Consider the following 13377-nt stretch of genomic DNA (forward strand, 5'->3'; position numbering starts at 1 on the left):
CCCTAGGTTTTGGGTGGATTGCGGGCCGCGATGTCGCGAAGCCAGGTCAAGGCCTCCTGCGCGGCGTGGATGCGTTCGGTGTGCGGCCCACGGCCGCCGGCGAGTTTCATCCCCTCGTCGGCGATGTCGCCGAAGGCGCCGAGGCTGTCGAGTTTGCGCTGGATCACCTTGTGCCAGGCGTCGTCCTCGACGCGGTAGTACGTGGTGCGGTCACCCGGAACGCGAACCTTGCGGACGAGGCCGATGGTGGTGAGGAAGCGCATGTTCGAGGTCAGCGAGGCGCGACTGGCCTGGATCGTCTCGGCGATCTGGCCGGCGGAGCGCTCGGGCGGGTCACAGATCATCAGCAGGCCGAGGATGCGCCCGGTGATCGGCGGGAGCGCCCATTCCTCCACGCAGAACGTGGCCACTCGCTCGACCCACCGCAGCACCTCGTCCTGCTTGTCCTTTTCGGACATCGCCCGTCCTCCTCGGCTGACTTCTCGGGGCTGTCACTGTGTCATGGCGGCCACCGACCCGGCAGTGGGTGTCGGGGTGACGGTGACGGCGGGGGCCTCGCGCAGGTAGCGGTCGAACCAGTCCACGGCCAGCGCCATCGCCTCGTCGAGACCCGGTCCCGTGTAGAGCCCGAGGACGTCGTAGGGCAGCACCTCCAGCCGCTTCGGTTCACCCGCCTTGGCGTACGCGCTCTGCGCCTCCTCAAGCAGGTGGTATGGGTCCCAGCCGCCGTTGGCGATCATCAACAGCGGAGTCGGAGCCAACCGGTGGATGAGGTCTTCCGGGGCGAAAGTGAGCAGATGCTCGGTGGAGTCGAGCGTCTTTTCGTTGCGGTAGGAGGGAAACATCTTCGCGGCCAGATCCGGCGCGTCCCGGACGGACTCCCCGTCCAGGCTCAGGTGCGGGACCCGGGCGCTGGGCTCGCCCTCGTACCGGCGCTGCCAGTCTTCGTCCAGTCGCGCCCGCAGGGCGTGCACACCGGCGTGTCCGACCAGGCGCTCCAGATACCGCCACCCGTTCCACACGCTGGGGCTCTGCACCACGACGCAGTTCACGCGCCTGTCGAGTACCGCGGCCTGCACCGCGACCGATCCCCCGACGCTCACACCCCACAAGCCGATCCGCGCCGCGTCCACCTCCGAACGGCCGCACAGGTACGAAACAGCGCTGCGGAAGTCCTCCACCTGCCGCAGCGGATGGTCCTGACCTCGCGGTTCCCCCTCACTGGCGCCGACCGTGCGGTAGTCGATCGCCAGCACGGCGAATCCGGCGCGCACGAAGTAGGCCGCGAACACGGCCAACGCCTCCTTGACCATCACGCCGCTGTGCCCCAGCACCAAGCCGGGCACCGGGGCGTCCGCCTCCGGCAAGTAGAGGTCGCCTGCACACGAGGTGCCGAGGCTGGTGAACATCACCTTCTCTGGAGACCGATCCATCGCAGTCACCCTCCCAGTAGAACTTTGCTAGTGATTTCAGTCTTGACTGAACTCACTAGCAAAGTCAAGCCCGGAGTCTCGTGGTGTGTCGGGCGAGTGCGGCGAAGGACCTGCTAGATCAGCAGTCCTCGGCGGATCAGCTCCGGCCGGACACCTCCGCCGAACCAGTACGCCTCCTCCAGATGCGGGTATCCGGAGAGGACGAACTCGTCGATGCCGTGCGAGTGGTACTCCTCGATGAGGTCGGCGACCTCACGATGACTGCCGACCAGCGCCGTGCCCGCGCCGCCACGCACCAGGCCGATGCCCGCCCACAGGTTCGGGTGGATCTCCAGTCCGCGGACGCCGCCGTCGGTCTTCCCGCCATGCAGCGCCGCCATCCGTTGCTGACCCACGGATTCGCTGGCGGACAACTGTTTCTGGGTGTGCGCGATCCGCTCGGGATCGACCGCCTCCAGCAGTTTTCCCGCCTCCGCCCAGGCTTCCGCCGACGTGTCACGGGAAAGGGTGTGCAGCCGGATCCCGAAACGGATCTTCCGGCCTTGTTCCTCGGCGAGTTCTCGGACCTTGGCGATCTTCTCGGCGACCTGCGCGGGCGGCTCGCCCCAGGTCAGGTAGACGTCGGCGTGCTTCGCCGCGATCGGCAACGCCGCCGGAGACGAGCCACCGAAGTAGATCGGTGGCACCGGATCGGGCGCCGCGCGGGTGGTCGCGCCCTCGACCTTGAGATGTTCGCCGTCGTAGTCGAAGGGCTTGCCGCTCCACACCCCGCGCACGATCTCGAGGAATTCGCCGGTGCGGGCGTAGCGCTGGTCGTGATCGTGCCAGTCGCCGAACCGGCGCTGCTCGACAGCGTCGCCGCCGGTGACGACGTTGAGCAGCACACGCCCCTGCGAGAGGCGCTGGAACGTTCCGGCCATCTGCGCGGCCAGCGTCGGCGAGACCGTCCCGGGCCGGAACGCGACCAGGAACTTGAGGCTTCGCGTCTCCCGGATCAGCGCCGCCGTCGTCAGCCAGGCGTCCTCGCACCAGGTCCCGGTCGGCGTCAGGACCCCTTCGAAACCGTTGGCCTCGGCGGCGCGGGCGACCTGGGCGAGGTAGTCAAGGCTCGGCTCGCGCGCGGCGGACGCTCCGGCGGCGCGGCTGGCGTGGAAGTGCTCGACGATCGTCCGGCCGTCGCCGGTGGTGGGCAGGAACCAATGCAGCTTGAGCGTCACGGTTCCGAGCTTCGGCTTCCCGGACAGGTCCGGTCAATCGGCGGGCTTCGCATCCCGAGATCTGGACGCCTTCCGCATTTCGTCCTCTGGATGCGGCACTTGCGCGTGCAACTACCGCATCCAGAGGACTAAACGCGGATCAGCCGCCGAACATCAGCCGCCATTCGTCCAGCGACTTCGGCTGGAACACGAAGTTCGTGTCCTTCACCCGCGACAGGTTCGCCGACGGCTCGGCCGAGTACTGGTGTCCCGGGTAGACGACCGGATCCCCGTCCAGGTCGGCCAGCCACTGCAGGCTCCGGTAGATCGCTTCCACGTCACCACCGGGGAAATCGGTCCGGCCGCAGCCTTCGAGGAACAGCGTGTCGCCCGAGACGAGGCGTCCGTCGACCAGGAAGCACTGGCTGCCCGGGGTGTGCCCCGGCGTGTGCAGCAGCCGGATCGGCACCGCGCCGACCTCGAGGACATCGTCATGCTCGTGCGAGCGCAGATCGGTTTCGGAGACGCCGGTGATCCGGCGGACCCACTCCGCCTCGGCGCTGTTGACGTGGATCGGCACCTGCTCGCGTTCCAGCAGTTCCGCGATCCCCGGCAGCGAGAAGCCCATCATCTCGCCGCCGACGTGGTCGGGGTGGTGGTGCGTGGCGAGGACACCGGTGAGCCGCATGCCGTCGGCTTCCAGCAGGTCGAGCAGATCGCCGACAGCGTAAGCCGGGTCGACGATGACCGCCTCGTTCGTCTCCCTGTCGCCGATCAGATAGGCGAAGTTGACCATCTGCGTCGCGACGGGATCCCCCACCGCGAAGTCACGGCCCGCGAGCAACTGCCGGAAGTACAGCCTGTCAGCCATGCGGACACCTTACGGCCCTATTCGCCCGTGGTTCCGTCGGCCAGCTCCCGGAGGATGTCCAGGTGCCCGGCGTGCCGCGCGGTCTCCTGGAGCACGTGCACGAGCACCCATCGGACGGTGAACTTCCCCGACCGGCGAGCGCGATCGTCCGGCGAGACCCCGGCCAGCGACGACTCCGCGAGCGCCCACTCCGCGCGGTAGGCCTCGACGACCGAACGCGGGTCGTCGTCCTCGGTCAGATCCCAGCTCGGATCCGGTGAGCCTTCCCACAGCGAGGGCAGCTCGGCGCCACCCGCTTCGATCGAGAGCCACCAGCGCTCGACCGCGGTCAGATGTTTGAGCACCCCCAGCGCGCTCATCCGCGGGGACGCCGGAAGCGGAGTCGCGACCGCCTGATCCCTGGTCAGCCCGGCGACCTTGTTCACCGCGGTGGCGCGGAGGAAGCGCAGGAAGTCCCACTGGATCCCGGCTTCGTCCTCGGCGATCCCGGCCGGCCAGGCCCGGGCCACCGGCTCGGCGGCACTCGAACTCGTGTTCGACATCCAGTCACTCTACACATCGAGCAGGACTAGGCTGACGCTTCATGTGGTGGGGACTGATTTGCGCGCTCTTCGCGGCCTGTTCGTACGGCGTCGCTTCGGTGATGCAAGCAATCGCGGCGAAGGCGACTTCAGGCGCCGAAGACCGCGTCGATCCCCGGCTCCTCGTGCGGGTGCTGAGGCAGTGGAAGTTCGTCGCGGGCCTCGCGCTGGACGTCGTCGGGTTCGTCGCCCAGCTCGCCGCTTTGCGCGTGCTTCCGCTGTTCGTGGTCCAGGCGGCGCTGGCGGCGAGCCTCGCCGTGACCGCGGTCGCGGCGCGGGTGCTCGGCGTCCGGCTGGGACGTCGCGAGTGGACGGCGGTCGCGGTCGTCTGCGCCGGGCTCGCGTTGCTCGGGATGTCGGCGGAGAGCGAGGGCTCGGACGCGACCGGCCTGGGTTTCCGGCTCGTGCTGATCGGCGCGGTGGTCGTGCTCGGCACGGCCGGGATGTTCGCCGGCCGCGCGTCGCGACGCATCCGGACACCGGCGCTGGGCCTGATCGCCGGACTGTGCTTCGGCGTGGTCGCCCTTTCCGGCCGCGTGCTCACCAGCCTCGCCCCGCTGGACCTGCTGACCGATCCGGCCACGTACGCCCTCGGCGTGGCGGGCGCGCTGGCGATGTTGTTCTACGCCACCGCGCTGCAGCGCGGCAGTGTCACCACCTCGACCGCGATGATGGTGATCGGCGAGACCGTCTTCCCTTCCCTGATCGGGGTTGTCGTGCTGGGCGACACCACGCGGCCCGGGTTCGCGGCCGTGGCGGTGGTCGGTTTCGCGCTCGCGGTTTCGGCGGCGCTGGCGCTGGCCCGCTTCGGCGAGCCCACCCCGATCGAGCCGGTCAGCGCGCAGCTCGGTTGACCCCGCGCCGGGACACCAGCAGCCAGGCCAGGTACAGCCCGCCGATGGCCCCGGTCACGAGACCGACCGGAAGACCGGCCAGGAACTGCTGGGTGACCAGATCGCTCACCACCAGCAGGAGCATGCCCATCAGCGCGGCGGCGGCGAGCCCGGGTCCCGAAGACCGGGTGAGCCGTTTCGCCAGCTGAGGCGCGGCGAGCGCCAGGAACGCGATCGGACCGGCTGCCGCCGTCGCGATCGAACACAGCCCGACACTGACGCCGAGGAGCACGATCCGGCTCCGCTGGACAGGCACGCCGAGCCCCATGGCCGAGTCGTCGCCCATCTCCAGCAGGGAAAGCCTTCTGCCGTAGACGAAGGCGGGCGGGACCAGGACGGCGATGGCGATCGCGACCGGGACGACGTGCTCCCAGCCGCGCCCGTTGAGACCGCCGACCAGCCAGGCCTGCGCCGCCAGGCCGTCCTGCTGGGCGGCCCGGGTGATCAGGTACGAGTTGAACGCGATGAGCATCGCGTTGACGCCGATCCCGACGAGGATCAGCCGGAAGGTGTGCACTCCGCCCTTGAACGCGAGCAGCGCGATCAGCGCCGCTGTCACGATGCCGCCGACGAGCGCGCCGAACGAGACCTGGAGCATCCCGCCGTGCACGACGATGATCGTCAGCAGCGCGCCGGCGGCCGCGCCCTCGGTGAACCCGATGAAGTCGGGGCTGCCCAAGGGGTTCCCGGACAGGCTCTGCAGGATCGCGCCGCTGACCGCGAGCGCGCCGCCGACCAGCAGCGCGGTCAGCAGCCGCGGCAGCCGCAACGTGGTCACGATGAACTCGGTGCTCCGGTCTCCGAAGCCGAACAACGTCTGGATGACTTCGCCGACGCTCAGCGGGTAGTCGCCGGTGGTCATGCTGACAGCGCCGAGGAAGAACACTGCGACGGCCAGCACCACGACGACGATCGCCGCCCGCGGGGTGACGCGCAGGGACAGCCCGCCGCCCGGGGTGCGCAGGACGCGGGTGCTCATCGGTGGATACTCCTTGATCGCGGTCCCCTTTCCTGGTGTCACAGCCGGGCCAGCTTCCTGCGGCGGCACAGCGCGATGAACACCGGTGCCCCGAGGAACGCGACGACGATGCCCGCCTGCAGTTCCTCCGGAGGGTTCAGCACGCGGCCGACGACGTCGGCGCCGATCAGCGCGATCGGCGCGAGCAGCATCGAGTACGGCAGGACCCAGCGCTGGTCCGGGCCGACCAGCAGGCGCGCGGCGTGCGGCACGGCGAGCCCGAGGAACAGGACCGGGCCGATCGCCGCGGTGCCCGCGCCGCAGAGCAGGGTCACCACGATCGCGCCCAGCACCCGGGTGCGGCCCACGTGGGCGCCGAGCGCCTTGCCGGTCTGGTCGCCGAGCGCGAGCACGTTGAGCGGCCGGGCCAGCAGCAGCGCGATGATCATGCCGATCACGACGAACGGCGAGATCTGCCAGAACACGTCCCATTTCCGGCCGCTGAGCGAGCCGACGTTCCAGAACCGGAACTGGTTGAACGTCTCGGGCATCAGCAGCAGCACCCCGACGATGTACGCCTGGAGCACGGCCATGACGGCCGAACCGGCGAGCACGAGCCGGTCCGGTGTGGCGCTGCGGCCCGCCGAGCCGAGGACGTACACCAGGACCGAGGCGACCGCCGCGCCGGCGAAGGCGAACCAGATGTAGCCGAGCACTCCGGTGACACCGACGAACGCGATACCCGACACGACCGCGGCCGCGGCGCCGGTGTTGACCCCGAGCAGACCGGGGTCGGCGAGCGGGTTCCGGGTGAGTGCCTGCATCACCGCGCCCGCGAGGCCGAGCGCCGCGCCGACGACGACTCCCAGCAGGGTCCGCGGGATGCGGAGGTCGTGGATGATCACCGCTTCGGTCGAGCCGTCGTTGTGCCACAGCACCGACCAGGTGGAGGTGAACGGGATGCTCTTCGACCCCACCCAGATGCTGAGCAGGAACACGAGCGCCAGCAGGGCGAGCCCGAGCACCAGACCGCCGACGCGGAACGTCCGTGCCGCCGCGCTGGGCGGGGACGCCGCGGCGGGCGGGCGTTCGGTGACGACCACGGGACCCTCCTTGCGAATGAGGCGCCGGAGTTCACCTCAACGAGCTATCAACTTAGACTAGCCTTACCTACCTCTCACGAACGGAGGCGCCGGTGCCCGCAACGGCCACCACCAGCCGGAGCGTCCTGCGCCAGGCGATTTCCGGACAGCGACGCCAGGTCACGCTCGCTTCCGTGCTCGCCGCCGGGCATCAGGGCGGTGAAGCACTCGTCCCGGTGATCATCGGCGTGGTGATCGACCAGGCCGTCGACGGCGGTTCGGTCGGCACGCTCGTGGTCTGGCTCGCCGTGCTCGGCGTGGTCTTCGCGGGACTGTCCTATAGCTACCGGTTCGCCGCGCGAGCGGCCGAGGGCGCCTCGCTCCGGGCGGCGCACGACCTCCGGCTCGCGATCAGCAGGCGCGTCCTGCATCCCGGCGGCGGCGCCGAGAACGGCAAGCTGGCCGGTGAACTGGTCAACATCGGCACCAGTGACGCGCAGCGGGTCGGGGTCGTGAACGCGGCGCTGCCGTTCGGGATCGCCGCGCTCGCCGGTGTGCTGGTCAGTGCCGTCGCCCTGCTGCGCATCTCGTTGCCGCTGGGTCTCCTCGTCCTCCTGGGCACGCCGCCGCTGCTGTACCTCGCGCATCTCATCGGCAAACCGCTGGAGCGCCGCAGCGAAGCCGAGCAGGAGCGCTCCGCGCACGCTTCGGGGATCGCCACGGATCTGGTCTCCGGCCTGCGGGTGCTCAAGGGCATCGGCGCCGAACCGGCCGCGGTCGCCCGGTATCGCGACACCAGCCAGAACTCGCTCAAGGCGACCTTGCGCGCCGCGCGGGCCAAGGCCTGGCACGACGGCGCGGTGCTCGCGCTGACCGGGATCTTCATCGCGATCGTCGCCCTCGTCGGCGGAAACCTCGCGTCTTCGGGCTCGATCAGCGTCGGCGACCTCGTCGCGGCCGTGGGGCTCGCCCAGTTCCTGCTCACCCCGTTCCTGATCTTCTCGTGGGTCAACGGCGAACTGGCGCAGGGCCGCGCGTCGGCGTCCCGCGTCGCCGGCCTGCTGACCACACCGGCCGCGGTCGAGCCTGGGGACGGCGAGCTCCCCTCGCCCGCCACCGGGAACGTCCGGCTCACGGGGGTCTCGTACGGCAGCCTCCGCGGGGTCGACCTCGACATCCCGGCCGGGCAGCTGGTCGGCGTCGTCGCCGCCGACCCGGCCGCCGCGACCGACCTGCTCGACTGCCTCGGCCGCGCGGGCGATCCCGTCGAGGGCGAGGTCCACGTCGACGGCGTCGATCTGTCCACTGTGGACCCCGACCGGGTGCGGGAAGTCGTCCTGGTCGCCGCGCACGACGCGGATCTGTTCGAAGGAACGCTGGCGGAGAATGTGGGTAGCGCCCCGGACGAGGCGCTGGCCGCGTCGGCGGCGGACGAGGTCGCGGCGGCACTGCCGGACGGCACCGCGACCGCGGTCACCGAACGCGGCCGCTCCCTCTCCGGCGGCCAGCGGCAGCGCGTCGCGCTCGCCCGCGCGCTCGCCGCGGACGCGCCGGTGCTCGTCGTCCACGACCCGACGACGGCGGTGGACACGGTGACCGAGGCGAAGATCGTCACCGGGCTCGCCCGGCTACGACAAGGACGGACCACGATCCTGGTGACCACGAGTCCCGCCCTGCTCGCCGTGACCGACCGCGTCGTCGTCCTCGACGGCGGCCGGGTCACCGGAGAGGGCGCCCACGCCGAACTCGCCCGCGATCGCGCCGACTACCGCGCGGCGGTGCTGTCATGACCCGCGAACTCCTCCCCACCGCCGACGGCAAGCGGATCCGCGCCGTCCTCGGCGATCTGCTCCGCACGTCGAAAGCGCGTGCCGCGGGCGCGTTCCTGACACTCGTCGGCGCGACCGCGATCGGGCTGCTCACCGTCCGCCTGCTCGGCCACATCGTCGATCTCGTCATCGAGAAACGGCCCGCGACCGAACTGGCCACCCCGGTGGCAGGGCTGGTCCTGGTCGCCGTCGCCCAGGCGATCGCGACGGCGCTGGGTGTCTCGCTGACAGCGAGGCTCGGCGAAACCATGCTCGCGGAACTGCGCGAACGGTTCGTCGACAGGGCGCTGAGCCTCCCGCTGGACCAAGTCGAACGCGCGGGATCCGGCGACCTGACCGCCCGGGTCACCAACGACGTCACGGTGGTCGCGAGAGCGGTCCGCGACGCCTTGCCCGAACTGGGCCGTTCAGTGCTCACCATCGTGCTGACGCTCGGCGCCCTCGCCGTCCTCGACTGGCGGTTCCTGCTGGCCGCGCTGCTGGCGACACCGATCCAGCTGCACACCGTGCGCTGGTACGTCCGCAACGCCGTCCCGTTGTACGCGAAGCAGCGGATCGCGACGGGTTCACAGCAGCAGCAACTGCTCGACACGATCGGCGGCGCGAAGACCGTCCGCGCCTTCCGCCTCGCCGACGCCCACGTGGAGCGGGTCCGGCAGCGGTCCGAGGGCGCGATGGACCTGATGCTGCGCGGTGTCCGGCTGATGACGAAGTTCTTCGCCCGGCTCAACCTCGCCGAGTTCGTCGGCCTCTCGGCCGTGCTCGCGGCCGGCTTCCTGCTGGTGGGCGCCGACGCGGTGACCGTCGGCGTGGCGACGGCGGCGGCACTGTACTTCCACAGCCTGTTCGGCCCGATCAACACCGCGCTGGCACTGGTGGACGACGCGCAAGCGGCCGCCGCGAGCCTCGCCCGGCTGATCGGTGTCGCCGATCTGCCCGCCCCGCACGAGCCCGAGCGGCCCGCGAAACCCGTCGATGCCTCGGTGAAGGCGGCCGGGGTCTCCCACTCCTATGTGGACGGACATCCGGTACTGCGCGACGTCGACCTGAGCCTCTCCCCCGGCGAGCGGGTCGCGCTGGTCGGCGCGAGCGGCGCCGGGAAGACGACGCTGGCCAAGCTGATCGCCGGGATCCACGCGCCGTACTCCGGAACGATCTCCGTCGGCGGGGTGCCGCTCGACGAACTCGGGCCGTCCGCGACCCGGCAGGCTGTCGCGCTGATCAGCCAGGAGGTGCACGTCTTCGCCGGTTCGCTGGCGGACGACCTGCGGCTCGCCCGGCCCGGCGCGTCCGACCCGGAACTGCTGGCGGCGCTGGAAAAGGTCGGCGCGCGCGGCTGGGCGGAAGCGCTGAGCGAGGGTCTCGCGACCGTGGTCGGCGAAGGCGGGCATCAGCTGACAGTCACCCAGTCCCAGCAACTGGCGCTCGCCAGGCTGGTCCTCGCGGATCCCCCGATCGCGATCCTCGACGAGGCCACCGCCGAAGCCGGGAGCGCGGGCGCGAAGACCCTCGAAGCTGCCGCGGCGGCCGCGCTGGAAGGCCGGACCGGTCTCGTCGTCGCGCACCGGCTGACGCAGGCGGCGGCCTCGGACCGCGTCATCGTGCTCGACGCGGGCGTGGTCGTCGAGAGCGGGACTCACGACGAACTCGTGGCCTCCGGCGGTCGGTACGCGACCCTTTGGGCGGCCTGGTCGGACAACCGTTCACGGACGTGATCCGGGACGCAGCGGCGACGGTTGCAATCGGCCGTTCGGCGTCTTAGGTTAGGCAAACCTGAATCTCGATTAATCCGGCAGTGCGCCGGACCGCCGATCAAGAAGGACGGACGATGGCCCGAATCCCCACTCTCTCCGCCGTGCGAGGGCGCCTGAAGACCGCCGGCGTGCTGGCGTCCACCCTGGTGCTGGCCGCCTCGCTCACCGCGTGCGGAGGAGGAGGCGAGTCAACGACCCCGGCCGCGCAGAACTCCGCGGGCTCGGCGGTCGACGCGAACGCGTTCCCGACGACGATCGAGCACAAGTACGGCAGCACCACCATCACCCAGGAGCCCAAGCGCGTCGTCACGGTCGGTCTGACCGAGCAGGACGCACTGCTCGCCCTCGGCGTGATCCCGGTCGGGGTCACCGAGTGGCTCGGCAAGTTCCCCGGCACCATCGCCCCGTGGGCGACCGACAAGCTCGGCGGCGCCGCGCTGCCCGAGGTCCTCAAGGACGTCGACGGGCCGCAGTACGAGAAGATCGCCGCGCTGAAGCCGGATCTGATCATCGCGCTGTACTCCGGGCTCACCAAGGAGCAGTACGACAAACTGGCCCAGATCGGCGTCCCGGTGGTCGCGCAGCCCAAGGAATACAACGACTACGGCATCCCGTGGCAGGAGGCGACCAAGAAGGTCGGCCAGGCTGTCGGACGCGCGACCAAGGCCAATGAACTGGTCAAGGGCGTCGAGGACAAGTTCGCCCAGGTCCGCAAGGAGCACCCGGAGTTCGAGGGCAAGTCGGCGCTGATGGCGTCGACCTACGAGGGCTACTTCGTCTACGGCAGCCAGGACCCGCGTTCGAGGATCCTCGAATCGCTCGGCTTCAAGCTCCCTGCCGACCTCGACGCCGCCATCGGCGACAAGTTCGGCAAGAGCCTCAGCGCGGAGCGGACCGACCTGCTCGACCGCGACGCGCTCGTGTGGCTGATCGACACCCCGGCCAAGGCGGCGGAGATCCTCGGCAAGGACGCGCTCTACACCGGCCTGAAGGTGGCGAAGGAAAAGCGCGAGGTCTTCATCGAGAACGAAGGCACCTATGGCAGCGCGGTCTCCTTCGTGACCGTGCTGAGCCTGCCGTACGTGCTCGACCGGATCGTCCCGCAGCTGACCGCCGCGGTCGACGGCGACCCGAAGACCGAGGTCAAACCGGCCGGCTGAGCCCATTCGGCAAGGAACGGGGCCGCGAGCTTTCTGCTCGCGGCCCCGTTTCGTTTCTGGCCGGCGCGACTCCGGCCGAGGTGTCGCGGCCATGAGCGGCGGTCCGTGAAGGCCTCCTTGCCTACCCTGAAGGTAGTGAAGGAGGCCTTCACGGAACCGGCGATCGCACACCCTGCCCCAGAAACACCAGTAGTCACAACGGCTGCGCGTCGGGCTGGATGGGTCGCGAGTGGCGATTCGGGTTCTATTGAGGGGTAAGGCAAAGGTGTCCTGTCTGCCGGGGTGAAGGGGATTTCGTCGCATCGCATGCGGGGAAGGTTCCCTTCGCGTCACGTCCGCAAGGGTTCCGGTGTCCTGAGTCGCGCCGCGGAATGTCCTAAAGGGACTCTTCAGGACACGACATCGAGGCACCGAACCCCAAGGTGCCCCCGATGTGGCATTGCGGACACTCACTCCCCAATGCCACATTCGGCGCACACCTCAATAACCCGAATCGCCACTCACGACCCGCTGTACCGACGCTCGCCTCGCGATCAGTGCGGAAATCCCCAGGAGTCGTGCAGCGGAACGGTGATCTGCTTGAGCCAGGTCTTCGTGGTGAAGTCACGGGCCTTGATGACCACCGAGCCGGGCGAGACCTCGACCTGCAGCCCCTGGTTGAACGCGCCGCCGAGCGACACTTCCCCGCCCTTGCCGTCGTCGGTCCAGCCGACCTGGACGGCGGCGGTGTTCACCACGGTGAACCCTTCGAGGTTGCCGGTGCCCGGGACGACCCGGCGGACCACCCAGTCCGACAGGTTCAGGTCCCAGTGCGTGTGCCCGGAGAAGAGGAACACGTCCCGGTAGCGGCCGAGGATCGAGAGCAGCCTGTCGGGCTGCAGGTAATCGGACCGGTAGAGCTTGTTGTGCGTACCGGAAACGGTGTTGGGCAGCGGGTGATGAGTCAGCACCATCACCGGGCTGCGCCGGATCGACCAGTACCGGAGGCGCTGTTCCAGCCAGGTGAACTGCCGGTCGCTCATCCAGACCTCGTCCCACAGCTTGGGGTCGTGATACTTGGCGTAGCGCTCGGTTCCGAGGCACAGTACCGGAACCCCGCCGAACGACGTCTCGTTGTAGACGGTGTTGCGGCCCGCGAACCGGTAGAAGCTCCGGAAGAGCGAGTCCTCGGTCGTGTTGTTGGGCCAGGTCTCCTGCGCGAGCGTGTCGGGATCCCGCCATTTCGGGACGTAGAACTCGTGGTTGCCGATGGCCCAGGCGACCTCGCGCGGATGCCGGTGCTTGTCGAAGGTCTCGCGAAGCTGGGCGTATTCGAAGTCGTAGCCACGCGGGGTGAGGTCACCCGCGATACCGAGTCCCGCGCTGCCCGGGTTGATCGCGTGCAGATCGTCGAGCGCGCTGCCGAAATCGGTGAGATCACCCTGGATGTCGCTGAGGATGTTGAACCGGACGACCGGCCACTGCGGCCCCCACTTCGCCTGCGCCTGGGGCTGCGCCTCCGCCTGACCCGGCAGCATCGCCGCCCCTGCCGCCGCGCCACCGGCGGTCACCATAAATGCTCTTCGATCCATAATGTGAACGCTACTCACGTTCTATGGCCGAATTCGGTCGCGCATCTGA

Annotated in this window: 12 protein-coding genes; 4 read left to right on the forward strand and 8 right to left on the reverse strand. The window is 69.8% G+C overall.

Annotation, left to right across the window (positions count from 1 at the left end):
* Window positions 1-2 precede the first annotated feature (2 nt).
* From ACFOSH_RS02355 to ACFOSH_RS02375, 5 genes are all read right to left on the reverse strand, one after another.
* Window positions 3-458, reverse strand: a complete 456-nt coding sequence (locus ACFOSH_RS02355) for a GbsR/MarR family transcriptional regulator (RefSeq protein ID WP_378236922.1) — start codon at window positions 456-458, stop codon at window positions 3-5.
* Window positions 459-491: 33 nt separating this feature from the next.
* Window positions 492-1433 (reverse strand): alpha/beta hydrolase, encoded by a 942-nt coding sequence (locus ACFOSH_RS02360; protein ID WP_378236923.1) that lies wholly within the window; start codon window positions 1431-1433, stop codon window positions 492-494.
* A gap of 113 nt (window positions 1434-1546) precedes the next feature.
* Entirely contained in the window at window positions 1547-2650 is a 1104-nt protein-coding gene (locus tag ACFOSH_RS02365; RefSeq protein ID WP_378236925.1) for an LLM class flavin-dependent oxidoreductase, read from the reverse strand.
* 139 nt (window positions 2651-2789) lie between these two features.
* Window positions 2790-3500: an MBL fold metallo-hydrolase gene (locus ACFOSH_RS02370; RefSeq protein WP_378236927.1), complete on the reverse strand. Its 711-nt coding sequence runs from the start codon at window positions 3498-3500 to the stop codon at window positions 2790-2792.
* 17 nt (window positions 3501-3517) lie between these two features.
* Complete coding sequence (locus ACFOSH_RS02375; RefSeq protein WP_378236928.1) at window positions 3518-4042, reverse strand: DinB family protein; 525 nt, start codon at window positions 4040-4042, stop codon at window positions 3518-3520.
* A 41-nt stretch (window positions 4043-4083) separates the two neighbouring features.
* Between ACFOSH_RS02375 and ACFOSH_RS02380 the strand changes: the two genes are divergently transcribed.
* Complete coding sequence (locus tag ACFOSH_RS02380; protein ID WP_378236929.1) at window positions 4084-4935, forward strand: DMT family transporter; 852 nt, start codon at window positions 4084-4086, stop codon at window positions 4933-4935.
* Here ACFOSH_RS02380 and ACFOSH_RS02385 read toward each other — a convergent pair.
* Complete coding sequence (locus tag ACFOSH_RS02385; protein WP_378236930.1) at window positions 4916-5953, reverse strand: FecCD family ABC transporter permease; 1038 nt, start codon at window positions 5951-5953, stop codon at window positions 4916-4918. The two genes, ACFOSH_RS02380 and ACFOSH_RS02385, sit on opposite strands and share 20 nt — an antisense overlap.
* Before the next feature lie 38 nt (window positions 5954-5991).
* The gene (locus ACFOSH_RS02390) at window positions 5992-7035 is read right to left on the reverse strand and encodes a FecCD family ABC transporter permease (RefSeq protein WP_378236931.1); all 1044 of its coding nucleotides are present in this window, start codon (window positions 7033-7035) and stop codon (window positions 5992-5994) included.
* A 92-nt stretch (window positions 7036-7127) separates the two neighbouring features.
* On the opposite strand from ACFOSH_RS02390, the gene ACFOSH_RS02395 reads away from it, so the two are divergent.
* The 3 genes from ACFOSH_RS02395 to ACFOSH_RS02405 all read left to right on the forward strand — a co-directional run bounded on the left by ACFOSH_RS02395 (window position 7128) and on the right by ACFOSH_RS02405 (window position 11757).
* Window positions 7128-8804: an ABC transporter ATP-binding protein gene (locus ACFOSH_RS02395; RefSeq protein WP_378236932.1), complete on the forward strand. Its 1677-nt coding sequence runs from the start codon at window positions 7128-7130 to the stop codon at window positions 8802-8804.
* On the forward strand, window positions 8801-10558 hold the full coding sequence (locus ACFOSH_RS02400) for an ABC transporter ATP-binding protein (protein ID WP_378236933.1): 1758 nt from the start codon (window positions 8801-8803) through the stop codon (window positions 10556-10558). Before ACFOSH_RS02395 ends, ACFOSH_RS02400 begins: the two co-directional genes overlap by 4 nt.
* A gap of 113 nt (window positions 10559-10671) precedes the next feature.
* Complete coding sequence (locus ACFOSH_RS02405; protein ID WP_378236934.1) at window positions 10672-11757, forward strand: iron-siderophore ABC transporter substrate-binding protein; 1086 nt, start codon at window positions 10672-10674, stop codon at window positions 11755-11757.
* Window positions 11758-12290: 533 nt separating this feature from the next.
* On the opposite strand, the gene ACFOSH_RS02410 is transcribed toward ACFOSH_RS02405, so the two are convergent.
* Complete coding sequence (locus ACFOSH_RS02410; protein ID WP_378236936.1) at window positions 12291-13328, reverse strand: metallophosphoesterase family protein; 1038 nt, start codon at window positions 13326-13328, stop codon at window positions 12291-12293.
* Window positions 13329-13377 lie beyond the last annotated feature (49 nt).

This window comes from Amycolatopsis speibonae, assembly GCF_042647925.1.
Taxonomy (GTDB): Bacteria; Actinomycetota; Actinomycetes; order Mycobacteriales; family Pseudonocardiaceae; genus Amycolatopsis; species Amycolatopsis speibonae.